The organism is Pseudomonas sp. N2-3-1-14 (genome assembly GCF_041228395.1).
Classification (GTDB): domain Bacteria; phylum Pseudomonadota; class Gammaproteobacteria; order Pseudomonadales; family Pseudomonadaceae; genus Aquipseudomonas.
The window spans coordinates 4,081,079-4,106,431 of sequence record NZ_CP166199.1 but is presented as its reverse complement, the minus strand read 5'-3'; the positions used below and the strand labels follow the sequence as shown (position 1 = coordinate 4,106,431).

Here is a 25,353-nt window from a genome sequence, read left to right as displayed (position 1 = left end):
CGATCACCGGTCCACCAGCGGCTACAGGTTATGAGTGGGAGACAAGCAGTGATCGAGCGGACTCCAACCATTCTGCAGCTTTGGCTCCGCTTCCCGTGAGGGGTGGCAGCCTGCTATGGGGGCTTTCCGTTGACTAAACGTGATGCCCAGACTCATGTCTTAAGGCGCACTCCAGTAAATTTGATGCCTGTTGAGAGCGCCACTCAAGCTAGGGCACTAGCAGTCGATAAAGAGTGATGTCGATACGACATCATTCGATCTTTGCATTAAAAATCTAAAAGTCCGAGCCAAGGATGCTCCACCATTCGAGCATACATATGTATAGCAAACTCAGTATTTCCCAAAAGCTCTACCTCAGCTTTGCCGCCATCGTGTTTCTGTTGGGCATCCTTGTCATCAGCGCATACCGTGGGTTTGGACAGGTCGACAGTGCGATCAGCAGCAACGTCCACAGTTATCGCGTGTTAAGTCAGTCCAAGATAGCCCTTGAACAGTTGATCAATATCGAGACCGGTATGCGCGGCTTCGTCATCACCGGCAAGGACAACTTTCTTGAGCCCCAGATTGCCGGTGAAAGTACATTCTCTAGCAGTCTTGCGACGCTCAAAGAACTGACGATTGATAACGCCGAGCAGCAGAAACGGCTTGCCTCATTGGAGCAGCTACAAAAGCGGTGGCTGGACGAAGACGTTCATTCGATCATCGCGCAACGGCGTGAGCTGACGCAAAGCGGCACCTCCGGTGATTCGCTGAATCAGCGCATAAGCAGCGGCGCAGACAAAGCCAAAATGGATGGCATGCGCGGCATTATTGCAGAGCTATCGCAGGCAGAAGACGTTCTGTTGGCAAGCCGCACTCAAGAGATGAACAACGCCAAGGATCGCGCGATTACGATTCTGGTGGCCGGTGGTTTGATTGCGGCCTTTTTGGCGGTCATCCTCGCCTATGCTTTAGGCCGTACCACGCGCGCCCGCCTGCAAGTGGCTATAGACGCGGCGACAGCGGTTGCCGAAGGTAGATTGGACACCGTGATTGATACCAGCAGCAGCGATGAACTGCCCAGGGCATTTGATCGCATGCAAACGCGCCTGCGGGAAATGATTCAGCAGATCAATCAAGCTGCCAGTCAATTGATTGAATCCGTACAGAAGATTTCAGGAGCTTCGGAGCAGCTTTCCAGCGCGGTAAACGAACAATCAAACTCGGCATCCGCGATGGCGGCCACGGTTGAAGAACTTACGGTAAGTATCAACCATGTATCCAACAACGCAGGCGAGGCCGGCGGACTCGCTCACCGCTCTGGTCAGCAATCAATAGATGGATCCACTGTCATCCAGAACACACTGACCAGCATGAATGGTATCGCGAAGACAGTGCAGCATGCCTCAACCAAAGTGTCAGAGTTGGGCCACCATTCCGAGCAGATATCTACCATTATCAGTGTTATTCAAGGCATCGCAGATCAAACCAATCTCCTCGCCCTCAACGCTGCCATTGAGGCTGCTCGAGCGGGTGAACAAGGCCGCGGCTTTGCAGTAGTCGCCGACGAGGTACGGTTGCTCGCGCAGAACACCGGTAAATCTACCCAGGAAATTGCCGGCATGATCGACAAGATCCAGCTCGGAGTCCGTGAGACTGTGGAGAGTATGCGCAGCGGCGTGATGGAAGTTAGCCAGGGTGTGGAAATGGCGGAGTCAGCTGGCAAGGCTATTACTGAAATTAGTCAAAGCTCTGGCCAAGTGCTCGAGGTGGTCGAACAGATTTCTTTGGCCTTGCGTGAGCAAACAGCTGCAAGTCAGGACGTCGCACGTAACGTCGAACGATCTGCACAGATGGCTGAGCAAAATAATCAGTCTGTGCAAGATCTTCTGCGCACCAGCAACGATTTGAATCAGTTGGCGATAGGACTTAAACAGGAAGTAGGTCGGTTTCGTCTGTAATGGAGTGGCAGAAACCATATTCTTGATCAAGCCCAACCTGCAAAGGTTGGGCTTTTTCATGCGCGTAAGTTTTGCATGGCTGCCTGTTGGCACCCGTCAGGCGCCAGTGGCGCGCTGCTTGAGGTAATCCACAAACGGGTCGATATCCGTGCTGCAGAGTAAATGAGCGATCGCGCGCACCTCGGTTTCCGGCCATTCCCACCAGGCGGACTGTTCGAGGATCTGGCGGGTGGGCTCATCGAAGCGCCAGCGGATATGTTTGGCGGGGTTGCCGCCCACGATGGCGTACGGGGCAACATCCTTGGTCACAATCGAGCCGGCCGCGACGACCGCGCCATTGCCGATGGTGACGCCGGACAGAATCTTCGCGTGCGAGCTGATCCAGCAATCATTGCCAATGATCACGTCGCCCTTGCTGCCACCAAAATCAGTGATGTGCGCGAGGCTTTTGACCTTGGCCGGGAAGGGATAGCAGCTGAGCCAGTCGGTGCGATGATGGCCCCCCAGGTACACTTCGACATTGCCGGCAATGGACGTGTAGGCACCTACGCGCAAGGTCGTGCCTTCATGCCAGTCGTGAACCTTCAGGTCTCCGTAGGTGCCGATGCCAAAGCTGTAGTCGGGGTAACGGTTGCGCAGTTTCTGCGTCGAACGCTCCAGGGGGGAGAGCGCGCGCAATGCCTTGCGCGCTTGGTGTTCGCGCCATTTACGCAATAGTTTCATGCGTCGAGCCTTCTTGCAGAGGTTGAAATCAGGCCGCCATCCTGAGCAATGGGTGGCTTCTATGCAAGACGAAAATGCTCAGGGTAATGGCCGGGAGAACCCTGGCACGTAAGCGTTTAGCTGCCAACCACCGCCAGCAGCAAAGTCCCATCAACGTCACCAGCAGGGTTGATCAGGCACGCCAGGCGCACCCACTGACCTTCTTCCACACCCTGGTCCTGGACGGTTTCGACGGGTCGATCCTGCCCCAGGTGCACCATTGCTACCCCGTCACCGGCGAAGTGGATTTCGTGCTGATACTGAATGTCGCCAGCCTGCGGGAATACCAGGCGCTGGACCGGGTCAAGGTGGGGCTAAAAGTACCGATCAGTTGAGCGCTTCATTGCCTGAAAAAAATGGCCGATGCCTGTCCCTTTTTTTCACCTCGCCTGTCATTCATGGCAAGTGAATCAAATCGAGAGCTTCCGCCAATGCCCGCCGTCCCACCCTTGCGCCTGCGCCCGTTACTGAACTTGAGCCTGATGCTGAGCCTCAGTGCCAGCCCATTATTCGTCCCGATCAGCTACGCCGAAGACAGCAGTGCTCGGCGCAGCTACCAGGTGCCGGCTGGCAGCCTGAGCGCGGCGCTGACCCGTTTCGCCGGGTTGTCGGGGGTTAATCTGTCGGTAGATCCTGCGTTGGTCAGCGGTCGCAGCAGCAGTGGCCTGGCCGGCGAATATGGCGTGGAGGAGGGCTTTGCTTACCTGTTGCAAGGCTCCGGCCTGCAGTTGCAACCGATGGGTGAGCAGGCGTACAGGCTGGTGCCGGTGCCCGAAGGCAGCAGCCTGCAATTGGCGCCGACGTCAATCATCGGCAGCGCAGGGCAGGAGGGCGGCGATACCTACGCTGGCGGGCAAGTGGCGCGTCGTGGTTCGCAGGGCTTGCTCGGTTCGCGGGACTTCATGGAAACGCCGTTCAGCATGACCACCTACACCGAGGAAGCGGTGAAGAACCAGCAGGCGCGCACCCTCGGCGACCTGATCGCCAGTGACCCCTCAGTGCGCGCTACCAACCCGGCCGGCGGGCGCTATGAGCAGTTCACCATTCGCGGATTCAGTCTGTTCAACAGTGATGTGGCCTACAACGGCCTGTACGGCGTTTTGCCGACGTACACCATCGACATGGAAATGGCCGAGCGCGTCGATATCCTCAAAGGCCCTAGCCAGTTGCTCAACGGCATCTCACCACGCGGCAGCGTCGGCGGCGGAATCAACGTGGTGCCCAAGCGCGCCACCGACAAAGACATCAATTCGTTTACCGGCACCTGGGCTTCCGGCAGCCAGGCTGGCGGTGCGGTGGACGTGGGCCGGCGCTTTGGTGAGGACAACAAATTCGGCATCCGTTTCAACGGCGTGAAGCAGTCTGGCGACACCGAGTGGGACCACCAGAGTGTCGACCGTGAGATGGCCGTTCTGGGCCTGGATTTTCGTGGCGAACGTCTGCGCCTTTCCACTGACATCGGTCACACCGAGCGTGACACCGATGCCCCGCAGGAGCGTGTCCAGATCGGCCCGAATGCCCGCGTGCCGAGTGCCAGCGATGTGCGCCGCAACTACGCGCAACCCTGGAGCAAGGCCAGCACCAACGATACGTTCGGCACCGTCAACGGCGAGTTCGACCTCACTGATAGCGTGATGCTCTACGGCGGTGTCGGCGCGCGAAAAAGTAATCACGACTTCCTGCGCCACGCAGTGTCCGTCACCAACAACGCCGGGGATTTCAGCGTGCAGCCGCGTGATTTCACCCGTGAAGAAAACGTGCGTACCGCCACGGCGGGAGTGCGCAGTTGGTTGCACACCGGCCCCGTCAGCCATGAGCTCAACCTGGCTGCCAGCTACTTCTATATGGACTTTGAAAATGGCGGGGCGCGGTACGCGGCGGCGCCAAGTAACCTTTACGACCCCGTGCAAACCCCGACCCCCTCGCGGCCGACGCGCTTCGATTCCAAGGTCTACACGGAGAATAAGTTCAGCGGTGTCGCGCTGTCCGACACCCTGGGTTTCTTCGACGACCGATTGCTGCTGACCCTCGGCGCGCGCTGGCAGCGGGTGAAGGTGGATGACTGGACCGACAACGTCAAAGGTGACACCGCCTATGACGAGGAAAAAGTCTCGCCGTCGGGTGGCATCCTCTTCAAGGCCACCGACACGTTGTCGCTGTATGCCAACTATATGGAAGGCCTGAGCCAGGGCAAAATCGCACCTTCTACCTCGATCAACGAAGACGAAATCTTCCCGCCGTTCATCAGCCGCCAGGTCGAAGTCGGTGCCAAATACGACGCGGGCGCCTTCGCCGTCACCGCCGCCGTGTTCCGCATCAAACAGCCAGCCTATGAGACCAACGCGACCACGCGGGTGTTCGGCCCCAACGGCAAACGCCAGAACGACGGGGTGGAGCTGAGTGTGTTTGGCGAGCCGCTCAAGGGCTTTCGCCTGCTCGGTGGCGTGATGTACATCGACAGCGAGCTGACCCATACCACCAACGGCACCTACGACGGCAACCGCGCGCCGGCCACGCCCAAGTACAACGTGAACCTGGGGGCGGAATGGGATGTGCCGACGCTCGAGGGTTTGACCCTGACCAGCCGGGGCATTTATTCCAGCTCGCAGTACCTGGATCAGTCCAACGTGAAAGAAATTGATGCCTGGAACCGCATCGACGTTGGCGCGCGTTACGCCTTCAAGGTGGATGACAAACACATCACCTTGCGCGCCAATATCGAGAACGTCGCCGATAAACGCTACTGGAGCTCGGCCGGGGCCTCGGATGACAGCGAACCGGGATTGACCCTGTCGACGCCGCGTACCTACTTGCTCTCGGCCACCGTCGACTTCTAACTGCGCAACTTGAGGGCGAGCGCTTGTCGAGGCAAGCGTGATTGATGTGGCGAGCGGGCTTGCCCCGCGTTGGGCTGCGAAGCGGCCCCAAAACCTGCCAATGAGTTCTGACTGAAAAAACTGCGGTGACTGAATAGGGGCTGCTGCGCAGCCCAACGCGGGGCAAGCCCGCTCGCCACAACAAGCCCGCTCGCCACAGCAGCCCAACTGCCAACAGGATGTACAGCGCCTGTAAATGAAAAAGCGTTAATAAGAATGTTTTTTGATTGCATCGCCCCGATATGGAATAGTACCCGCCGTTTTCCCCAGCCTGTCCAGCCGGGGTGTTCCAACGCCGAGGTCCCTGTCATGCGAATGCTGCGCTCCATCCCGACCCTTGCCGCCTGCCTCCTGGCGTTCTCGTCCAGCGTGTTAAGCGCTGCACCCATCGACCTCAATGATGGTCAGCACGCAGTGCACTTGCCGGATGTGCCCAAGCGCGTGGTGGTGCTGGAGTTTTCCTTTCTCGACAGCCTCGCCGCTGTTGACGTTACGCCCGTAGGCGCTGCCGATGATGGCGACGCCAACCGAGTGCTGCCACGCGTGCGCCAGGCCATCGGCCAATGGAAATCGGTGGGCCTGCGCTCGCAGCCGAGCATCGAGGAAATCGCCCGGCTCAAGCCGGACCTGATCGTCGCCGACCTCAATCGCCACCAGGCGCTGTACAGCGACCTGTCGAGCATCGCGCCCACCTTGCTGTTGCCTTCGCGTGGTGAGGATTACGAGGGCAGCCTCAAGTCCGCCGAGCTGATCGGCAAGGCCCTGGGTAAAAGCCCGCAGATGGAGGCGCGTATCGCGCAGAACCGCGAGCATTTGCAGGCGATTGCCAAGCAGATACCCGCCGGTGCCAGCGTACTGTTCGGCGTCGCCCGGGAAGACAGCTTTTCCGTGCACGGCCCGGACTCCTATGCCGGCAGCGTGCTGCAAGCCATTGGCCTGAAAGTACCTTCGGTGCGCGCCAACGCCGCCCCCACTGAGTTTGTCAGCCTGGAGCAATTGCTCGCGCTGGATCCGGGCTGGTTGCTGGTCGGTCACTACCGCCGCCCAAGCATCGTCGACACCTGGAGCAAGCAGCCGCTGTGGCAAGTGCTCGGTGCGGTGCGTAACCACCATGTGGCCGAAGTCGACGGCGACAGCTGGGCGCGCAATCGCGGTGTGTTGGCCTCGGAGCAAATCGCCGAAGACGCCCTGGCCATTCTCAAAGGCGGCAAAGCCGTACTGAGCCAATAAGCATGGGCCGAAGTCTCGCGGCAGCGAGTATCGTGCTGCTGGGCGCTTTATTGTTCTGGCTCTCTTTGTACAGCTGGTCACCGTTCACCCTCACGGCGACGGATGCCTGGAATGGCTTGGTTCACCAGGGCAGCGTGGGCGGCAATATGGCCTATATCGTCGCCCAGTTGCGGGTGCCGCGAGCGGTATGCGCGGCCTTGGTCGGGGCCTGCCTGGGCCTGGCCGGTGCGCTGATGCAGGGCATTACCCGCAACCGCCTGGCATCGCCGTCGCTGTTTGGTGTAACGGCGGGTGCGGCGCTGGGGTTGGCATTGTTCTCGACCGGCTTGGTCGCGCCACCCTTTGCCGGCGGCGCATTGTTGATGACCTGCGTGGGCGGCGCATTGGCCTGGATTACCGTGTTCAGTCTGGGCGGTGCGTGGTCGCCCGCCACCGCCCAAGGCCTGCTGGTATTGGCCGGCGTGGCCGTGGCGGCGCTGTGCGCAGCATTGACGCGGCTCACGGTGATTCTGGTCGAGGCTCAGGCACAAAGCGTGCTGAACTGGCTGGCCGGCTCCCTGGCGAACGTCGGCGCGGCCCAGGTGCAATTACTCTGGCCTTGCACCTTGATCGGCGGCCTGTGGGCGCTGTGGTGCGCGCCGCGCCTGAACCTGATCAACCTGGGCGAAGACGCTGCACGCTCGCTGGGCGTGGGCATCGCCAGCCTGCGTCTGCAGGTATTTTTCGCCAGCCTGTTGCTGGTGGGGGCCAGCGTCTGCGCCGTCGGCCCCATCGGTTTTGTCGGGCTGATCGCGCCGAATATCATTCGGCAATTTCTCGGCAATGACTACCGCTGGCTGATCCCGCTGAGTGCAGCCCTGGGCGCGGCGATCGTGCTCGGCGCCGACTTGCTCAGCCGCGCTGTGGCCTTTCCGGTGGAAACTCCGGCGGGTGTGGTGACCGCGCTGATCGGTGCGCCGTTCTTCCTCTTTCTTGCCAGGCGCGCGCTATGACCCAACCCCGATTACGCCTATGGCTGTTGCTCGGCATGTTGCTGGTGGCGACCGGTGTCAGCCTCAGTGCCGGCACGGTGTGGCTCACCCCGGAAACGGTGCTGGACCGTCTGCTGGCCCACAACGCCCTCGACTTCGAAGTGTGGAACCATCGCCTGCCACGCAGCCTGATCGCCATCCTCGCCGGCTGCGCGTTCGGCCTGGCCGGGGCGATTGTCCAGGGTGTGATTCGCAACCCGCTGGCCTCGCCGGAAATCCTCGGCGTCACTCAGGGCGCCGGGCTGGCACTGACGGTGGCGATCATCGGATGGCCGCACATGCCGATTGCCTGGTTGCCCCTGGTGGCCTGCCTCGGCGGTGCGGGTGGCGCCTTGCTGCTCGCGCTGTACAACACCGGCGTGAGTTTTTCCGGGGTGCGTTTCGCGCTGTCGGGCGTGGCGATTGCGGTCACGTTGTCCAGCGTTACTGAATTTCTGATCCTCTCCCATCCGCTGGATATCAACACCGCCTTGCTCGCATTGACCGGCAGTTTGTGGAGCCGCAACTGGCACCACGTGGCGCTGGTGTTGCCGTTTCTGCTGCTGATTCCGTTGGGCCTGTGCCTGGCCAAACCGCTGAACCTGATCGCCCTGGGTGACGAAGCCGCCCACAGCCTGGGCACCGCACTGACCCGCACGCGTTGGTTGGCGATGGCGTGCGCGGTGGTCCTGACCAGCCTCGGCGTGGGGGTGATCGGGCCGATTGGGTTTATCGGCCTGGTCGCGCCGCACATGGCGCGGCGGCTGGTCGGAGGGCATCACCTGTATCTGCTGCCGGCGGCGATGCTGATCGGCGCGCTGTTGCTGGTGCTGGCCGACACCCTCGGGCGCACGTTGATCGCGCCCAGCGAAATCCCTGCGGGGGTGCTGACGGCGGTGATTGGCGCGCCGTATTTTCTTTGGTTGCTGGCACGGTTCAAGGGCTGATGACATGAGCATTTTAAAAGCACATCAACTCGATATCGGCTACGGCGCCACGCGCATCGTGCAGGGTTTGTCGTTCGCGCCGCCACCGGGGCGTGTCACTGCGTTGATCGGACCCAATGGCTGCGGCAAGTCCACCTTGCTCAAGGCCTTCGCGCGCATCCTCAAGCCAAGCCAGGGCGAGTTGACGTTGGGGGATCAAGCCTACGCCAGCCTGTCCGCTCGTCAGTTGGCACAACAGATCGCATTTTTGCCCCAGGTGCTGCCGGTGCCGGAAGGCGTCAGCGTGCGCCAACTCATCGCTTATGGCCGCAGCCCGCATAACTCGCTGTGGGGGCGCCTGAGCGGCAACGACCAGGCCCACGTGACCCAAGCCCTGCAGCGCCTGGAACTCGACGCCCTGGCCGACCGCGCCCTGGCGGACTTGTCCGGAGGCCAGCGCCAACGCGCGTGGCTGGCGATGGTGCTGGCGCAGAACGCACCGGTGGTGCTGCTCGACGAACCCACTACCTACCTCGACATCAGTCACCAGGTCGAACTGCTCGACCTGATGGGCGAACTGGCCGCCGAAGGCAAGACCGTGATCACCGTGCTCCATGACATCAACCAGGCCTGCCGCTATGCCGACCACCTGGCGGTGATGCACGGCGGCAAACTGGTCGCGCACGGCGCGCCCGCCGAAGTGATCAGCGCCGAACTGATGCGTCAAGTGTTCGATGTGCAGGTACAGATCATGCGCGAGCCGGTGGCCGGCACACCGATGTGCCTCGTGGAAAAAAGCACCCGAAATCAAGCCTGACGCCACTCAACCTGCTACTGACCACCGTGCCCTGCGTGGCTTGATGTGAAATGCAGTTAAAACTGTGGGAGCGGGCTTGCTCGCGAATGCGGTGGGTCAGCCACCTGATGTGTTGGCTGACACGCTCTATTCGCGAGCAATCCCGCTCCCACAATGCCTGGCCTCAGTTGGCTTCAGCGCTCCACACGGCTTTCTTCACTTCAATGGCCTTGGGCAACAAACGGTTCTGATAAAACAGATCCGCCGTCGCTTGCTGCGCCTGGATGACCGTCTCGTCAATCGGCAGGATCGGCGAAGGCGGGCGGTTATCCATATAGCGGGCAATCACCTCGGCAGGCAGGCCCATAAAGGCGGTCAGCACCTTCAAGCTGTCTTCACGCTCGCTGCGGGTGAGCGCTTCGGCGGCACTGAGTTCACCCAGCAGAGCATGGATAAACGCGCCGTTCGCCTGTGCATACTCACGCCGCGCGGTGTACATCGGCCCCGACAAACCCAGGCCCTCGCCATTGGCCAGCACATGGCTCGGGCTCTGGCTCAACGCCAATGACGAATAGGGTTCCCAGATCGCCCAGGCGTCCACGCTGCCTTGCTCGAACGCCGCGCGTGCGTCGGCCGGGGGCAAGTACACCGGTTGAATATCCTGATAGCGCAGGCCTGCTTTATTCAAGGCGCGCAGGATCAGGTTGTGGGAGCTGGAGCCCTTCTGGAAGGCCACTTTTTTGCCCTTGAGGTCGGCAACCGAGTGCAGCGGGCTGTCGTTGCGCACCAGGAGGATTTCGGCGGTTGGCTTGGGCGGTTCGGCGCCGATGTAGACCAGGTCGGCACCGGCCGCTTGTGCGAACAGCGGCGGGATATCGCCGGTAGAGCCTACATCCAGCGCGCCCACGTTCAGTGCCTCAAGCATCTGCGGGCCGGCGGGAAACTCGACCCATTTCACCGCGGTGTGTGCAAAGCGTTTTTCCAGCAGGCCATGTTCCTTGGCGAGTACCAGGGCGATAGAGCCTTTCTGATAGCCGATGCGCAGGGTGGCGGGGTCGGCCGCCAGCGCGGTGTCGGTGACGGCCAGCAAGGTCAGCAACAGCAAAGGGATTTTCATGCCTGAGCCGCCTTGAAACGATTCGCCGGGCGCACTAAACCGAGGTGTTCCCTGAGTGTGCTGCCGGTGTAGTCGGTCCGGAACAGGCCGCGCCGCTGCAACTCGGGCACCACCCATTGGGCAAAGTCCTCAAGCCCTCCCGGCAAATGCGGCACCAGGATATTGAAACCATCGGCCGCAGCGTTTTCGAACCAGCGTTGCAGCTCATCGGCAATCTGCACCGGCGTGCCGATCAGGCTGTAATGCCCGCGACCACCGGCAATCCGCCGGCCCAGTTGCGCCAGCGTCAGTTGCTCCTGATTCGCTAGGTCACTGAGCAATTGCTGGCGGCTGCGTTGCCCGCTGTCGGTCAATGGCAGCGGCGGCAACGGCCCGTCCAACGGGTACTTGGACAGGTCGAAATTACCCAGCATCCGCCCCAGCAAAGCCACGCCCACCTCGGGCTCGACCAACGCCTGGAACGCCTCGAATTTCGCCTGTGCCTCAGCCTCGGTTGGCCCCACTACCACAAACACGCCGGGCATGATTTTCAGCGCGTCGGCCTCACGCCCGTAGCCGCCCAGGCGCCCTTTGAGGTCGGCATAAAACGCCTGCGCATTGGCCAGCGACGTTTGCGCGGTGAACACCACGTCGGCGGTCTGCGCAGCCAGCTCCCGGCCGGCTTCGGAAGAACCCGCCTGCACGACCACCGGCTGGCCCTGTGGCGAGCGGGCCACGTTCAACGGGCCCTTGACCCGGAAATGCTCGCCGACGTGGTCCAGCACATGCAGTTTCGCCGGGTCATAGTAGTGGCCGCTGGCCTTGTTGCGCACAAAAGCGTCGTCTTCCCAGCTGTCCCACAGCCCGGTCACCACCTGATGAAATTCCCGCGCCCGGCTGTAACGCTCGCGATGGCCCAGGTGCTCATCCCGACCAAAGTTCTGCGCCTCGGCGGCATTGTCCGAGGTCACCAGGTTCCAGCCGGCGCGCCCGCCGGAGAGGTGGTCCAGCGAGGCGAATTTGCGGGCCACGTGGTAGGGCTCGTTGTAGCTGGTGGTCGCCGTGGCGATCAGGCCGATATGCGCCGTTACCGCACTCAACGCCGAGAGCAACGTCAGCGGCTCGAAGTGATCCGAACGCGCCATCTGGCTGGCGATCTCACCCGTGGCGGCGGCAATGCTGTCGGCCACGAACAGCGCGTCGAACTTGGCCGCCTCGGCGATCTGCGCCAGACGTTTGTACTGGGCGAAATCCAGCCCGGCGTTGGCCGGCACGTCCGGGTGGCGCCAGGCGGCGACGTGGTGCCCGGTGGCCATGAGAAAGGCGCCGAGTTTCAATTGACGGCTCATGCTTAAAAATCCTTGCGCAGTTGCACGCCGAAGTAACGTTCATCGTCACGGGGTACGGCGCGGTAGATGTAGTTGCCGCCGCTGGCCAGCAGCGGTGAATAAGACTTGTCGGCGAGGTTCTTGGCCAACAGCGCCACGCGCCAGCCATTGCTGTAATCGGCCAGGGCCACGCTGGCGTTCCAGATGCCGTAGGCGCCTTGTTTGGTGTCGAGGTTCTGGCTGATGTCGTACTGCACTTCGCTCTGCCAGCTGTAGTCGGTGCCCAGCTCAACGTCCAGGCCGTTCTCCAGCGGGATGCTGTAGTCGGCGCGCACGTAGCTTTTCCAGTCCGGGCTGAACGGCAGTGGTTTGCCATTCACGTTGCACGTTGCCGCCGCACCGGCGGGGCAGGCGAATTCGTCAATACGTGCACGGGTGTAGGCCAAGGCCCCGGACAGCTTGAGTTGCTGGGTGGCCTGCAAGGCGTAATCGAGTTCGACACCTTCAGTGCTGACGCTGCCGGCGTTGATCAGGCGCGTCACGACTTGGCCGGCGACCGTGTCGAAAAAGTTGGCCTGGTAGTTGTCGTAGTCGCTGTGGAAGACCGCAAGGTTGGTGGTCAGGCGATTGTTCCAGCTGGTGGCCTTGATCCCGGCTTCCCAGGTGTTGGAGGTTTCTGGCTTGAGGGCGTTGGTGTCGCGCGGCTGCATGTTGAAAAACACGTTGTACGCCGGGCCTTTGTAGCCACGTGAGTAGGTCAGGTAGCTGGTGATGCTGTCGCTGATGTCGAATTGCACGCCCAACCGCCCGGACCAGCCGTCCTCGTCTACCGAACCGGCACTGCGGGTGGCCGGTTGAATGCCACTCACCGTGGTGGCGGAGGTCGACACGCGGCGGTGATCGTATTTCAGGTCGTCGTGGGTGTAGCGCAGGCCGGCGATGCCGCGAAAGCGTGAGGTGAAATTCAGCGTGGTTTCACCGAATGCCGCGTAGCTGTCGCTGGTGGTGGTGTAGTCGGCAATGCCGCGGTCGGTGCGCGCCGGGGTGGTCAGCGTGCGCTGGTAGGTCTCTTCGTCCTTGCCATGCATGTAGAACAGGCCACCGACGTACTCCAGGAACTCACCCTTGGGCGAGGCCAGGCGCAGTTCCTGGGAGTACTGGTCGAAGGCCAGCTCGCCCTTGTCGGCGGTGCCGGGGAAGGCGGCGGTTATGGTGCCGAGGCGGTCGCCATCCTGGTATTGGGTGTTGTCCCAGCCGCGCCAGGCGGTGATCGAGGTCAGGGTGTAGTCGCCCAGGTTCCAGTCCAGCTGCGCCGATAACCCTTTATTGGTGTCTTCGACATGGTTGCGCGTGTCAGTGTTGATATCGCGGTTGTCGCTGGACGCGCGCACCGGGCTCAACGCATTGGCAAACGCGGGTGTCAGCGACTTGCTCACCACGCCATTCGGGCCGTCGTCATGGGCCTGCATATAGTCGGCGATCAAGGTCAGTTTCACCTCGTCACTGGGGGTGAATTCCAGCTTGCCGCGAATACCTTTGTGGTTGTAGCCGTTGATCTCCTGGCCGTTATTTTTGTTATCCACATTACCGTCGTAACTGCCCAGCAGCGTGCTGATCGAGCCCTTGAGCACCCCCGGCACCAGGCTGCCACCAATACCGAAACGCGTGCGGCTTTCGTTGCCGCTGTAATACGACTGATCAATATAGCCGTGGGTCTCGGCGGTGGGTGCCTTGCTGGTGATGTTCAGTACGCCGGCCGAGGCATTCTTGCCGAACAGGGTGCCCTGCGGGCCGCGCAGCACTTCGATGCGCTCAAGGTCCAGCAGGTCGAGGGTGGCCTGGCCTGGACGCGCATACACCACGCCGTCGATCACTGTGGCCACGGTCGGTTCAACGCCTGGAGAGGTGGAAATGGTGCCCACGCCGCGCACGAACAACGAGGTGTCCTTGTTCGACGCGCCGGTGCGAAAGTTCAGCGACGGCACTTGCTGCACGATGCTCGCCACGCCGTTGCGGTTATCGCGCTCCAGTTGTTCGCCATCGAGTACCGAGACCGCCACCGGGACTTTTTGCAGCGACTCTTCACGCCGCGTCGCGGTAACCGTGATGGATTTGAGCGTGGGTTCTTGCTCATCGGCGGCAAATACGCCCGGCGCGGGGAGGGCGGTCAGCCCGGCGAGAAACAATAAATGAGTGTGACGTGGAAAGTTGTGCATGCTGTGCCCGCTCCAAAAATGCCCTGAACCGCTGCGGTTCTGCGACCGTCAGCGCCTGTGTCGTGTCTTGGGCATTCGCTCGAGCGAGTAGCAGACAAAGCGCTTTGGTAGCGCTAACATCGGCATTATTGTTGGGACTGGTTTAGAGCGTCAAATACTAAAAAATTAGTCCTATATGCCTTTTCGTGTCTAACAGGATTGCCTCTTGAGCGAAGAAAAACCGCGCAAACGCCGTGGCGCCGGGCGCGTCACTCTTAATACCGTGGCGCGCCAGGCCGGGGTGTCGGCGATCACCGTGTCGCGCTATTTCAATCAGCCAGAGCAGGTCTCGCCAGAGCGCCGGGAGCGTATCGCGGCGGTGGTGGCCGAGTTGGGTTATGTGCCCAATCTGGTGGCCGGTGGGTTGGCCTCGGCGCGTGGGCGGATCGTGGCCATGGTGATTCCCAACATCTCCGGGCCGATCTTTGCCAACACCATCCAGGGCTTCAGTGACACGCTCAGCCGCCATGGTTATCAGCTGCTATTGGCGTCCAGTTACTTCAGCGCCGACCAGGAAGAAAGTGCGGTGCGCGCGTTTCTCGGGTGGTCGCCGGCGGCGTTGGTACTGACCAGTCGTTTCCACAGCGCGGGCACTGAAAAAATGATCGCCGAGGCAGACATTCCGGTGGTGGAAACCTGGGATTACGTGCCCGCGCGCGAACCCTTGCAGATTGGCTTCTCCCATTACGAGGTGGGCGTCAGTGCTGCGCGCTACCTGCATGCCAAAGGGTATCGGCGCATCGCCTTCGTGCAGAACAGTGCGCCCGGCGACTTCAGTGCGCTGGAGCGGCGCGACGGTTATGCCGCCACCGCCGCCCAACTGGGTGTGCAGCCCTGGGTGTTTGCCCCGGATGCGGACCTGGCGCCTTTCGAAGCCGGCAAGCAGGCAATGCAGGTGCTGATGAGCCACGCCACGCCGCCGGATGCGATTTTCTTCGCCAACGACAACCTGGCCGCCGGTGGTTTGCTGGCAGGCCAGCGGGCCGGATTGAACATCCCGCAAGACTGCGCCGTGCTCGGTTTTGGTGATTACCCCTTTGCCCAAATGCTTTTGCCAAGTCTGAGCACGATAAAACCGCCAGCCCTGGAAATCGGAATATTAGCCGCCACGCGGGTACTTGAAAGTTTGGGTGTTCTGCCAGTGGAGGATGAAGTTGTGCGATTGAATCTTCTGGAGTGTCGCTTGATTGAGCGTGAGAGCACTTGAATAACTAGTGAAGTGGCTAATTGCAACTAGCTCACTTCTGCTGATTCACTCCAAAGGCCCTAAATCAAGGGCTGTACCGGAAATCCGGGACAGCCAATGCGTATTCTTTTCAGTTTGTTTCCAGCCATCAGGAACTAGATTTACAACTTTCAGTCGATTAACCCGGTTAACCCCGACTGCGGCGTGGCGAACTAATGGCACTTCTCCGGTATTGGCCAGTAGTTCCAAATAGCCATACTTTCTCGCAACTAGACACCCCACACTATGTCGTCAATGCCCATCGATGCCTGCACTCTGCAGATCCCGCACACCGACCACGTGTGCGCGTGGCTGATGCGGCACGCCGGGCTGAAAACGGTCGACCTGGAGCGCGCCCGGCGCCTGTCTACGGACGCCGGCGACCTGCTCGGCCTGCTCGCGCGTCTGGGGCTGGTCTCTGAAATCGAACTGGCCCGCGCCTGGGCGGACCTGCTTGGCGCGCCGCTGTTGCTGGCCGATGCCGCGCCGCCGCTGCTCGACCCATTGCCCGCCCTCACTGAACGCTTTATGCGCCACTACCAGGTTGTGCCCATGGGCTGGGCCCAAGGTGGCCTGCGCGTATTGGCGGCCAACCCGGCGCACCTCTATCCCTTTCAAGCCCTGGCCTACGCCTGCCAGGTGCCGGTGTGGCTGGCCATCGGCCCGCGTACTGAAGTCGACACGCTGATCGAGCGTTACTACGGCCAGGGCCGCTCCGCCATGGGCACCCTGATCGAAAACCTCGATGAGCAGGGCGGGGCGCTGGAAGATATCGAACACCTCAAGGACATGGCCTCCGAAGCGCCGGTGATTCGCCTGGTCAACCTGATCCTGCAGCGTGCGGTGGAACAGCGCGCGTCGGATATCCACATCGAACCCTTCGAAAACCAGCTCAAGGTGCGTTACCGCATCGACGGTGTGCTGCACGACGCCGAAGCGCCGCCGGCCAGTTCGTCGGCGGCGGTGATCTCGCGGGTCAAGATCATGGCGCGCCTGGACATCGCCGAACGGCGCCTGCCTCAGGACGGGCGGATCATGCTGCGCGTCCAGGGCAAGGCGCTGGACCTGCGCGTGTCCACGGTGCCCACCAGCTTCGGCGAATCGGTGGTGATGCGCCTGCTCGACCGGCAAACCGTGCAGTTCGACTTCCAGAGCCTGGGCTTTGACGGCCAGCGCCTGGCGGCGTTTCTCGACCTGCTCGAACGCCCGCACGGTATCCTGCTGGTCACCGGGCCCACAGGCTCAGGCAAAACCACCACGCTCTACACCGCGTTGTCGCGGCTCAACACCGCTGAACGCAAGATCATCACCGTTGAAGACCCGGTGGAATACCAGCTCGAAGGCATCAATCAGATCCAGGTCAAGCCCGCCATTGGCCTGGACTTCGCCGGCGCGCTGCGCTCCATCGTGCGCCAGGACCCGGACGTGATCATGGTCGGCGAAATCCGCGACCTGGAGACCTGCCGCATCGCCATCCAGTCCTCGCTCACCGGCCACCTTGTGCTCTCCACCCTGCACACCAACAGCGCCGCCGCGAGCATCACGCGCTTGCTGGACATGGGCGTGGAAAGCTACCTGATCGCCTCGACGGTCAGCGGCATTCTCGCCCAGCGCCTGGTACGGCGCCTGGACCCGGCGACCCGCGTGGCATTCGAAGCCGCGCCGGAACTGATCGAAGAACATGGCCTGGATCGCTTGACCGACCAGCGCCCGATCCTGCTCTACAAGGGCACTTATCGCGGTCGCAGTGCAATCACCGAATTGCTGGTGATGAACGACGAACTGCGCAGCCTGTTGATGCGCCACGCCGACGCCGCCACGCTGGAGCAGGCCGCGCGCCGCGCCGGTCTGCGCACCTTGCATGAAGAAGGCCTGCGCCAGGCGCTGGCGGGCGTCACCTCGCTGGAAGAAGTGCTGCGCGTCACCCGTGGAGAGGGCGCGTGAGCCTGTTCAAGTTTCGCGCGCTGGACAGCCAGGGCGTGGCCCACAACGGTACGCTGCAAGCCCAGGACCAGGCGGCTGCCATCGCCGTCCTGCACAAACGCGGTTTACTGCTGTTGCACATCGAAGTGGCCGGCAGCCCGCTGCTGCGCACTGTGCGCGGGCCGTTGAAGGGCGCAGCCCTGGTGAGCTTTACCCAGCAACTGGCCACGTTGCTCGGCGCCGGTCAGCCGCTTGAGCGCGCGTTGGGCCTGCTGCTCAAACCACCCGGCCAACCCCAGGTGCGCGCGCTGATCGAGCGTATCCGCGACCACGTCAAGGCGGGCAAGCCGTTATCCGCCGCGCTGGAGGAGGAGGGCGACACGTTCTCGGCGCTGTATTTGAGCATGGTGCGCGCCGGTGAGGCCGGTGGCGCGCTGGAAAGCACCTTGCATCAGTTGGGCGACTACCTGGAACGCAGCCAGTTGCTGCGCGGCGACGTCATCAATGCGCTGATCTACCCGGCGTTCCTGGTGGTCGGTGTAGTGGGTTCGCTGGCGCTGTTGCTGGCGTACGTGGTGCCGCAATTCGTGCCGATTTTCCAGGACCTGGGCGTGCCGATTCCGCTGATCACCGAGGTCATTCTCGCGCTTGGCCAGTTCCTCGGCGCCTATGGCGTGTGGGTCCTGGGCGCTCTGGTGGCGGTCATCTGGATCGTGGCGGCACGCCTGCGTGATCCGCTGCGCAGGCAGCGCTACGACCGCCGCCTGCTCGGCATTCGCGTGATCGGCCCGCTGCTGCAACGCGTCGAAGCCGCCCGGCTGACGCGCACCCTCGGCACCTTGCTCAGCAACGGCGTGGCCTTGCTGCAGGCACTCGTCATTGCCCGCCAAGTCTGCACCAACCGTGCGCTGCAGGCACAAGTGGCGGAGGCGGCGGAATCGGTCAAAGGCGGCGGCACCCTCGCCAGCGCGTTCGGCGCGCAACCGCTGCTGCCAGACCTGGCCCTGCAAATGATTGAAGTCGGCGAACAGGCCGGTGAACTGGACAGCATGCTGCTCAAGGTCGCCGAGGTGTTCGACGTCGAAGCCAAACGCGGCATCGACCGCCTGCTCGCCGCGCTGGTGCCGTCGCTGACCGTGGTCATGGCCGTGCTGGTGGCGGTAATCATGCTGGCGATCATGCTGCCGCTGATGAGCCTGACCAGCAATATATGAACCTTCAAGGAGCCACTCCCATGCGACACCTTCAACTCGGATCGACACGCCGCCAAAGCGGTTTCACCCTGCTCGAAATGCTCGCGGTGATCGTGTTGCTGGGCATTGTCGCGACCATTGTGGTGCGCCAGGTCGGCGGCAACGTGGACAAGGGCAAATACGGCGCAGGCAAGGCGCAGCTGGCCGGCCTGAGCATGAAAATCGACAGCTATGCCCTCGACGTCGGCGCACCGCCCAACAGCCTGCGACAGCTGGTGGACAAGCCCGCCAACGCATCCAGCTGGGCCGGCCCCTACGCCAAGCCCTCCGACCTCAAGGACCCGTTCGGCCATGCCTTCGGCTATCGCTACCCCGGCGAGCACGGCGCCTTCGATTTGATTTTCTACGGTCAGGACGGCCAGCCGGGCGGCGATGGCTACAGCGCCGACCTGGGCAACTGGGAATAACCTCGCCATGGCCCAGCGCGGCTTTACCCTGCTGGAGATGCTGGTGGTCATCCTGTTGATCGGCCTCGCCGCCGGGTTGCTGGGGCTGGGCGTGCGCCAGGGTTTGCAGGCGGCGCAAGAGCGTCGCGTGGTCGGGCAGATGGTCGATGCGCTGCGCACCACGCGGGCCGGGGCGGTTGTCAGCGGCACGGCGGCGCGCACTGAATTCGACCTGCAGAAAATGACCTTCCAGGCGCCGGGCCGCGCGCTGCAACGCTGGCCGGCTGAGTTGCAGGTGAGCTTGCACACTGCCGAACAGGCCGGCTCGGCTGTCGAGTTTTACCCCGACGGCAGCTCAACCGGCGGCCACCTGTTGTTGGCCAATGGCAGCCGGCGCTGGCGTATCGACGTGGGCTGGCTGACCGGCAGCGTGCAGTCCAAGGCGCTGCCATGAAATACCAGACAGGCTTCACCTTGCTTGAAATGCTCGCCGCACTGACCTTGATGGCGGTGTGCGGCACAGTGTTGCTGGTCGCCTTTGGCCAAAGCGCGCGCTCGTTGTCGCAAGTCGCCCACAGCGACCGCCTCACCCATGCGGCGCTGACGGTACTCGACCAGGAAGCGGCGGGGCCGCTGGCTGAAGGTGTCAGTGAAGGTGACTTGCAGGGCATCCACTGGCAACTGACCCAGACCCGACAACAGCCGCACCTTTTTCGCCTCGACCTGACCGTCAGCGAAGGGCCGCACCAGGCCCGTTTCAGTACCTTGAAGGCGCGCCTGTGAAGCGCCGCGAGCAGGGCTTCACCTTGCTGGAGATCCTCGTGGTGCTGAGCCTGCTCGCGGTGCTGCTGGTGCTGGTGGGCGGGGCGTTGCTGGGCGCCAATCGCGCCGTGTCCAAGGCCCAGCGCTACACCACCAGCCTGGATGAGATGCGCGCCGCCCAGCAGTTTCTACGCACGGCGATCAGTGAAGCGCTGCCGCTGGACGTCACCGAAGATGACAGCCAGACCGATGGTTTTTTTGTCGGCACGCCCCAGCGATTGCAGTTTGTGGCGACGCTGCCAGGTGTGCTCGGCGGCGGCATTCAGCGGTTCACGCTGCAAGCGCAAAAACAGGCATTGCAGGTGTCGTTTGCTCAGCTCGAATCGCACACCAACGTCGCCCGCAGTGAGCCGCAAGTGCTGCTCAAAAACGTCCAGGACGTGCAGTTCAGTTACCGCGGCGTATCGCCTTTGGGCCAAGCCACCGGATGGATCAACCAATGGCCGTGGCCCAAGCGTTTGCCCGCTGCGGTGCGTATTGCCGCGCGTATCGACGGCCCGCTGCCGTGGGTTACCCAAGTGATTGCCCTGCGTCTTAACCTCGCCAGCGGAGCGCTGGAGGAATGAGGCGCCAACGCGGCGCTGCGCTGCTGCTGGTGCTGTGGGCACTGGCCTTGCTCAGTGTGTTGCTCGGCGGCCTGGCCGGTTGGGTACAGCTGCAAAGCCGTCAGGCCCTGTGGTTGCGCCAGCACACCCAGACCGTGCTGGCTGCCGAAGCCGGCATCGCCCTGGTCATGGCCGATCGGCGCTGGGTTGCCGACGGCCGTGACATCCCGCTGACCTTCGACGATGCCCAGTTGCACGTCAGCCTGCGCAGCGAGCGCGGCAAGCTCTACCTGATCAACGCCGAGGCCGATGACTTGATGCGCCTGGCCCTGGCCTGCGGCGCCACCCAGGCCCAGGCCGACCAATTGATCAAAGCCTTTGAGGCGCGCCGCAAGCACGGCCTGCCGCCGTTTCGGGTGCTGGAAGAAGTGCGCCAGCTGCCCGGCATGACACAAACGCTGTACAGCCAATTGCTGCCGGAAATCACCCTGTGGAGTGACCTGGATCGACCCGATCCGGCCTTCGCCAGCCCGCTGATGCGCAAGGCGCTGAACTTGCCGCGTCAGAACGCCGAAGGCGCCGACCCGGGTGTGGTGCTGGTGGTCGACAGCCACGCACAGCGTCCCGGCGGCTACCAGGCACGCCTGCAACTCACCGTTTTATTGAGCCCCTCGGAGGACAGCGCGCAACCCTACCGGGTGCTGCGTTGGCAAGAATGAATCGACTGGAACCCATCGCCCGGCACTGGCGCGGCAGCCTGCTGCAACAGGGCTGGCGCCTGTGGCTCGCGGAGTTGCGCGCCTGTGTCCCGAAATGGCTGGCCCTGAGCGAGCCGCCTGAGCAGGTCTGCCACTGGCCACTGAGCGAACCGGTCACACTCGCCAGCGCGCGCCAGGTGCTGATGCTCGCGCCCGACGCGGTGCTGCTGCAAACCGTGCAGCTGCCGCTGGCCGCCGCGCGCAACCTGACCGCCGTGGTCGGGTACGAGCTGGATCGCTACACGCCCTTCGAGGCTGACCAGCTGTACTTCGTCGCGCGCCAGGAGCAACGCACCGCCACGCACCTGCAGGTCACGCTGGTGGCGATCCTGCGCGAACAGCTGGACCAGATCCTCACCGACTGCGCCGCCCTCGGCGTGCACCCTCATCGGGTGGATGTGAATCACTTGGGCATCGACTTGCTCCCGGCGCCACTGCGCCCGCGCCAACGCCCCACCGGCAAAGGCCTGCAACGCAGCCTGCCGTGGCTATGCGGCGCCTTGCTGATTGCGGCGATGTTGCTGTGGCTCAACGACCGCCAGCGCGTGCTCGACGCCATGCGCGCCAGCGTGCAGCAGCAAAAAGCCCAGGTTGCCGAAGTGCACGCCTTGCGCCAGCAACTGCTCAATACCCGTGGCGCGGCGCAATACCTGACCCGGCGCAAACTGGCGCAGCCGCCCTTGGCCGCGTTGCTCAATGACCTCACCACCTGCCTGCCCGCCGACACCTGGCTCGACCAGTTGGACGTCAAGGACGGCGAGATTTCCATCTCCGGGCAAAGCGCCAAGGCCAGCGCGCTGATCACCCGCATCAAGGGTTGCCACAGCCTGGAAAACGCCCAGTTCGAAGGGGTGATTCAACCCGATGCGCGCACCGGCAAGGACCAGTTTGCCTTGCGTGCCCACCTACGCCAGGAGGCCGCCGATGCGCCGACCCCTCACACCCCGTGAACGTCGCGGCGCGGCCTTGCTGCTGCTGGCCGTGGTCGTCGGCGCGGCCTACTGGCTGTTGATCGACAGCTGGTTCGCCGGCCCCTTGCGTGACATGGGCGAACAGGCCGAGCAGTTGCGCGAGCAGCAGCAACGCTACGCCGGCGTGGTGCGCCAGGGCGATGCGCTGCGCCAGCAACTGCAACAGGCCCGCCAGGACCCGGCCAGCAGCACCAGCCTGTTGCCGGGCGATGACCCTGACGTGGTGGCCGCCGACCTGATGCAGCGTCTTGCCGACCTGATCAACAGCCACGCCACGCTCGGCGGCGGCTGCAGCCTGACCCAACGCAAGCCCATCACCCCCGAGCAGGACGAGGGCGAGCCGTATCGTCAGGTCAAAGTCAGCCTGACCCTGAACTGCGCCATCGAGCCCTTGGAAGCCGTGCTGCATGAGCTGGAGTACCAGCCGCCGTTTTTGTTTGTGGATGAGCTGCGCATCCGTCGCGGCCAGCAGGCGCCAGCCAGCGGCGGGGCGGGAAAACTGCTGGTGCACCTGTTGGTGCGCGGCTATCTGCAACCGCAGGTGGCGCGATGATCGGCGCACTGCGTCCCCTGGAATGGGGCTTGCTCGGCTTGGCCGGGTTACTCGGCGTGCTGATGGCGGTCATCCTCAGCAGCATCGGCGATGAACCGCAGTGGCTGCCCGAACCCGTCGTGCGCGCGCACCCTGCGGTCAGTGCGCGCGTGGCGCCAAGCGTGACACTCGACAGCCTCGCCGCCACGTGGCAAACGCCGCTGTTCAGCCCTGATCGCAGCCCCGACAGCGTGGTAGGCAAAGCCCGAGTCTCGAGCCTGGCCAACCTGACCCTCAGCGGCATCATGATCACTGGCAACCTGCAAATGGCGATGCTCAAGCAGGCCGACGGCCGCCCGCTGACCGTGCGCCTGGGCCAGACGCTGCCCAACGGCTGGCGCCTGGAACACCTGACGCCGCAATACGCCCGTTTTGCCCTGGATGGCCGCACGCAAACCTTGCACCTCTATGCCAAACGCCTGCCGCCGCCGTCCACCCGGCCCCCGATTACTCTTCCCCGCGAGCCCCTCCCTTGATCGACATGCGCACTTCAACATTTTGCCTGGCCACCGCCCTCGCACTGGGTGGCTGTGGCGCCTTCCCCGACCGCCCCGACGCGGACGACGAGCTGCTGCACGAAGCCATGCAGGGCACCGGTTCACAACGGCCGCCGACTGCGGCGCCTGCGCCTGAAAGCCCGCCGCTTGCAGCCAGGTCAGCGCCACAGCGCCAGGTGATCCGTGGCAACCAGCAATTCGTGCGCCCGCCCGCCGCATCACCGAGCGCGAAGGAGCAGGGCGGCGACATCGTGTTCAACTTCGCCGACCAGCCCATCGAAGCGGTGATCAACAGCGTGATGGGCGACCTGCTGCACGAGAACTACAGCATCGCCCAGGGCGTGAAGGGCAACGTCAGCTTTTCCACCTCCAAACCGGTGGACAAGCAGCAGGCGCTGTCGATTCTGGAAACCCTGCTGTCCTGGACCGACAACGCGATGATCCGCCAGGGCCAGCGCTATGTGATCCTGCCCGCCGACCAGGCCGTGGCCGGCAAGCTGGTGCCGCAAATGCACGTGGCGGCGCCGTCCAGCGGCCTCTCTGCGCGGTTGTTCCCACTGCGGTATATCTCCGCCACCGAGATGCAAAAGCTGCTCAAGCCGTTTGCCCGCGAGAACGCGTTTTTGCTGGTGGACCCGGCGCGCAATATCCTCAGCCTGGCCGGCACCGCGGAGGAACTGGCCAATTATCAGGAAACCATCGACACCTTTGATGTGGACTGGCTCAAGGGCATGTCGGTGGGCGTGTTCGGCCTGCAACGCGCGTCAGTGGCCGAGTTGATGCCCGAGCTGCAAGCCATGTTCGGCCCGGACAGTGGCATGCCGTTGGCGGGCATGCTGCGGTTTTTGCCGATTGAGCGCACCAATTCGGTGGTGGCGATTTCTTCACAGCCGCAGTACCTCAGCGAGGTGGGTGACTGGATCCGCACCATCGATGAGGGCGGCGGTAACGAGCCGCAGATGTATGTCTACGATGTGCGCAATATGAAGGCTTCGGACCTGGCCAGGTACCTGCGCCAGATCTACGGCAATGACGCGATCAAGGACGACGCGCCGGCGAAGGTTGCGCCGGGGTTGCGCACGGCGACGTTGTCGTCGCTCAACAGCAATTCCGGCGGGTTGCAAGATGCGCCGCCGCCTGCCGAGGAGCCTGAGCAAGCACCGGACGTTGCTGCGCCTGCGGCGGATAAAAGTCTTGAAGCCGGTACTCGGATTACCGCGCAGAAGAGCAGTAACCAACTGCTGGTGCGCACGCGTCCGGCGCAGTGGAAGGAGATCGAAGCGGCGATCAAACGCCTCGATAATCCGCCGCTTCAGGTGCAGATCGAGACGCGCATTCTTGAGGTCAAGTTGACCGGGGAACTGGACCTTGGGGTGCAGTGGTATCTGGGGCGCCTGGCGGGGAATTCGGGAAGTAATACGGTGGCGAATGCCTCGGGCAGCCAGGGGGCGCTCGGGGGCGGCGGGGCAGGGCTGGGGGCGTCGGATTCGTTGTTTTATTCGTTTGTCAGCACCAATTTGCAGGTGGCGTTGCATGCGTTGGAGACCAATGGGCGCACTCAGGTGCTGTCGGCGCCGTCGTTGGTGGTGATGAATAACCAGCCGGCGCAGATTCAGGTGGGGGATAACATTCCTATCAGTCAGACCACGGTGAATACCGGCAACGCCGATTCCACCTTGAGCAGCGTCGAGTACGTGCAGACCGGGGTGATTCTGGATGTGGTGCCGCGCATTAATCCGGGCGGGTTGGTGTACATGGATATTCAGCAGCAGGTCAGTGATGCCGAAACTCAGAGTGGTACCAGTGATACTCCGGTGAATCCGCGGATATCGACGCGCTCGGTGTCGACGCAGGTCGCGGTGCAAAGTGGGCAGACGGTGTTGCTGGGCGGGTTGATCAAGCAGGACAACGCGCAGAGTGTCAGTGCTGTGCCGTATCTGGGCAAAATTCCTGGGTTGCGGTGGTTGTTTGGTAACACCAGCAAGTCCAAGGATCGCACGGAGTTGATTGTGTTAATTACGCCTCGGGTGATTACCAGCAGCAGCCAGGCGCGGCAGGTGACGGATGATTATCGCCAGCAGATGCAGTTGCTGCGGCCGGCGAGATGAAGTGAAGCAATGGGGTGGAAAATGTGGGAGTTGGGTTGCCTGGGATGGTGGTAG

22 protein-coding genes and 1 pseudogene are annotated in these 25,353 nt (G+C 62.8%); 19 read left to right on the top strand and 4 right to left on the bottom strand.

All coding sequences use genetic code 11. The features are described from left to right. The first annotated feature begins 317 nt into the window (after nt 1–317). Nucleotides 318–1,940: a methyl-accepting chemotaxis protein gene (locus AB5I78_RS18730; RefSeq protein WP_369301000.1), complete on the top strand. Its 1,623-nt coding sequence runs from the start codon at nt 318–320 to the stop codon at nt 1,938–1,940. 96 nt (nt 1,941–2,036) lie between these two features. On the opposite strand, the gene AB5I78_RS18725 is transcribed toward AB5I78_RS18730, so the two are convergent. Then, a complete protein-coding gene (locus tag AB5I78_RS18725) occupies nt 2,037–2,663 on the bottom strand; it encodes a CatB-related O-acetyltransferase (protein WP_106580540.1) in 627 nt (208 codons plus the stop codon). 242 nt (nt 2,664–2,905) lie between these two features. Here AB5I78_RS18725 and AB5I78_RS18720 point away from each other — a divergent pair. From AB5I78_RS18720 to fecE, 6 genes and pseudogenes are all read left to right on the top strand, one after another. Further along, nucleotides 2,906–3,037, top strand: a pseudogene (locus tag AB5I78_RS18720) (Lrp/AsnC ligand binding domain-containing protein); the annotation flags it as partial. A 96-nt stretch (nt 3,038–3,133) separates the two neighbouring features. After that, nucleotides 3,134–5,539, top strand: coding sequence for a TonB-dependent siderophore receptor (locus AB5I78_RS18715; RefSeq protein WP_369300999.1), 2,406 nt, complete (start codon nt 3,134–3,136; stop codon nt 5,537–5,539). Nucleotides 5,540–5,893: 354 nt separating this feature from the next. After that, on the top strand, nt 5,894–6,808 hold the full coding sequence (locus AB5I78_RS18710) for a Fe(3+) dicitrate ABC transporter substrate-binding protein FecB (RefSeq protein ID WP_370004784.1): 915 nt from the start codon (nt 5,894–5,896) through the stop codon (nt 6,806–6,808). A gap of 2 nt (nt 6,809–6,810) precedes the next feature. Beyond that, a complete protein-coding gene (gene fecC / locus AB5I78_RS18705) occupies nt 6,811–7,800 on the top strand; it encodes an iron-dicitrate ABC transporter permease FecC (protein WP_369300997.1) in 990 nt (329 codons plus the stop codon). Further along, nucleotides 7,797–8,765 (top strand): iron ABC transporter permease, encoded by a 969-nt coding sequence (locus tag AB5I78_RS18700; RefSeq protein ID WP_145165875.1) that lies wholly within the window; start codon nt 7,797–7,799, stop codon nt 8,763–8,765. Before fecC ends, AB5I78_RS18700 begins: the two co-directional genes overlap by 4 nt. Nucleotides 8,766–8,769: 4 nt before the next feature. Beyond that, the gene (fecE, locus tag AB5I78_RS18695) at nt 8,770–9,561 is read left to right on the top strand and encodes a Fe(3+) dicitrate ABC transporter ATP-binding protein FecE (RefSeq protein ID WP_145165876.1); all 792 of its coding nucleotides are present in this window, start codon (nt 8,770–8,772) and stop codon (nt 9,559–9,561) included. A 163-nt stretch (nt 9,562–9,724) separates the two neighbouring features. Here fecE and AB5I78_RS18690 read toward each other — a convergent pair whose 3' ends face one another. The 3 genes from AB5I78_RS18690 to AB5I78_RS18680 are packed head-to-tail and all read right to left on the bottom strand — an operon-like array spanning nt 9,725 to nt 14,180. Then, a complete protein-coding gene (locus AB5I78_RS18690; protein ID WP_369300996.1) occupies nt 9,725–10,657 on the bottom strand; it encodes a sulfonate ABC transporter substrate-binding protein in 933 nt (310 codons plus the stop codon). Continuing rightward, a complete protein-coding gene (locus AB5I78_RS18685) occupies nt 10,654–11,985 on the bottom strand; it encodes an LLM class flavin-dependent oxidoreductase (protein WP_369300995.1) in 1,332 nt (443 codons plus the stop codon). Before AB5I78_RS18685 ends, AB5I78_RS18690 begins: the two co-directional genes overlap by 4 nt. Before the next feature lie 2 nt (nt 11,986–11,987). Continuing rightward, on the bottom strand, nt 11,988–14,180 hold the full coding sequence (locus AB5I78_RS18680; RefSeq protein ID WP_369300994.1) for a TonB-dependent receptor: 2,193 nt from the start codon (nt 14,178–14,180) through the stop codon (nt 11,988–11,990). Nucleotides 14,181–14,385: 205 nt separating this feature from the next. Here AB5I78_RS18680 and AB5I78_RS18675 point away from each other — a divergent pair, with 205 nt between their 5' ends. The 12 genes from AB5I78_RS18675 (at nt 14,386) to gspD (ending at nt 25,299) form a co-directional block, all read left to right on the top strand. After that, nucleotides 14,386–15,426: a LacI family DNA-binding transcriptional regulator gene (locus tag AB5I78_RS18675; protein WP_369300993.1), complete on the top strand. Its 1,041-nt coding sequence runs from the start codon at nt 14,386–14,388 to the stop codon at nt 15,424–15,426. 264 nt (nt 15,427–15,690) lie between these two features. Then, complete coding sequence (gene gspE / locus AB5I78_RS18670) at nt 15,691–17,388, top strand: type II secretion system ATPase GspE (protein ID WP_145165881.1); 1,698 nt, start codon at nt 15,691–15,693, stop codon at nt 17,386–17,388. Continuing rightward, nucleotides 17,385–18,581, top strand: coding sequence for a type II secretion system inner membrane protein GspF (gene gspF, locus AB5I78_RS18665; RefSeq protein WP_369300991.1), 1,197 nt, complete (start codon nt 17,385–17,387; stop codon nt 18,579–18,581). Before gspE ends, gspF begins: the two co-directional genes overlap by 4 nt. After that, nucleotides 18,578–19,027, top strand: coding sequence for a type II secretion system major pseudopilin GspG (gene gspG, locus AB5I78_RS18660; RefSeq protein ID WP_145165883.1), 450 nt, complete (start codon nt 18,578–18,580; stop codon nt 19,025–19,027). Before gspF ends, gspG begins: the two co-directional genes overlap by 4 nt. A gap of 7 nt (nt 19,028–19,034) precedes the next feature. Beyond that, nucleotides 19,035–19,460 carry a prepilin-type N-terminal cleavage/methylation domain-containing protein gene (locus AB5I78_RS18655; RefSeq protein WP_242199191.1) on the top strand — a complete coding sequence of 142 codons (426 nt, stop codon included), beginning with the start codon at nt 19,035–19,037 and terminating at the stop codon, nt 19,458–19,460. Next, a complete protein-coding gene (locus AB5I78_RS18650) occupies nt 19,457–19,789 on the top strand; it encodes a type II secretion system protein (protein WP_145165885.1) in 333 nt (110 codons plus the stop codon). The genes AB5I78_RS18655 and AB5I78_RS18650 overlap by 4 nt, the downstream gene beginning before the upstream one ends. Further along, nucleotides 19,786–20,394, top strand: coding sequence for a prepilin-type N-terminal cleavage/methylation domain-containing protein (locus AB5I78_RS18645; protein WP_369300990.1), 609 nt, complete (start codon nt 19,786–19,788; stop codon nt 20,392–20,394). Before AB5I78_RS18650 ends, AB5I78_RS18645 begins: the two co-directional genes overlap by 4 nt. After that, nucleotides 20,391–21,092: a helix-hairpin-helix domain-containing protein gene (locus tag AB5I78_RS18640; RefSeq protein WP_145165887.1), complete on the top strand. Its 702-nt coding sequence runs from the start codon at nt 20,391–20,393 to the stop codon at nt 21,090–21,092. The genes AB5I78_RS18645 and AB5I78_RS18640 overlap by 4 nt, the downstream gene beginning before the upstream one ends. After that, the gene (locus tag AB5I78_RS18635) at nt 21,089–22,081 is read left to right on the top strand and encodes a type II secretion system protein GspL (RefSeq protein ID WP_262210295.1); all 993 of its coding nucleotides are present in this window, start codon (nt 21,089–21,091) and stop codon (nt 22,079–22,081) included. The genes AB5I78_RS18640 and AB5I78_RS18635 overlap by 4 nt, the downstream gene beginning before the upstream one ends. Beyond that, a complete protein-coding gene (gspM, locus tag AB5I78_RS18630) occupies nt 22,056–22,655 on the top strand; it encodes a type II secretion system protein GspM (protein WP_242151007.1) in 600 nt (199 codons plus the stop codon). Before AB5I78_RS18635 ends, gspM begins: the two co-directional genes overlap by 26 nt. Further along, complete coding sequence (locus AB5I78_RS18625) at nt 22,652–23,170, top strand: hypothetical protein (protein ID WP_369300989.1); 519 nt, start codon at nt 22,652–22,654, stop codon at nt 23,168–23,170. The genes gspM and AB5I78_RS18625 overlap by 4 nt, the downstream gene beginning before the upstream one ends. Nucleotides 23,171–23,175: 5 nt before the next feature. Further along, entirely contained in the window at nt 23,176–25,299 is a 2,124-nt protein-coding gene (gene gspD, locus AB5I78_RS18620) for a type II secretion system secretin GspD (protein WP_369300988.1), read from the top strand. Nucleotides 25,300–25,353: the final 54 nt, after the last annotated feature.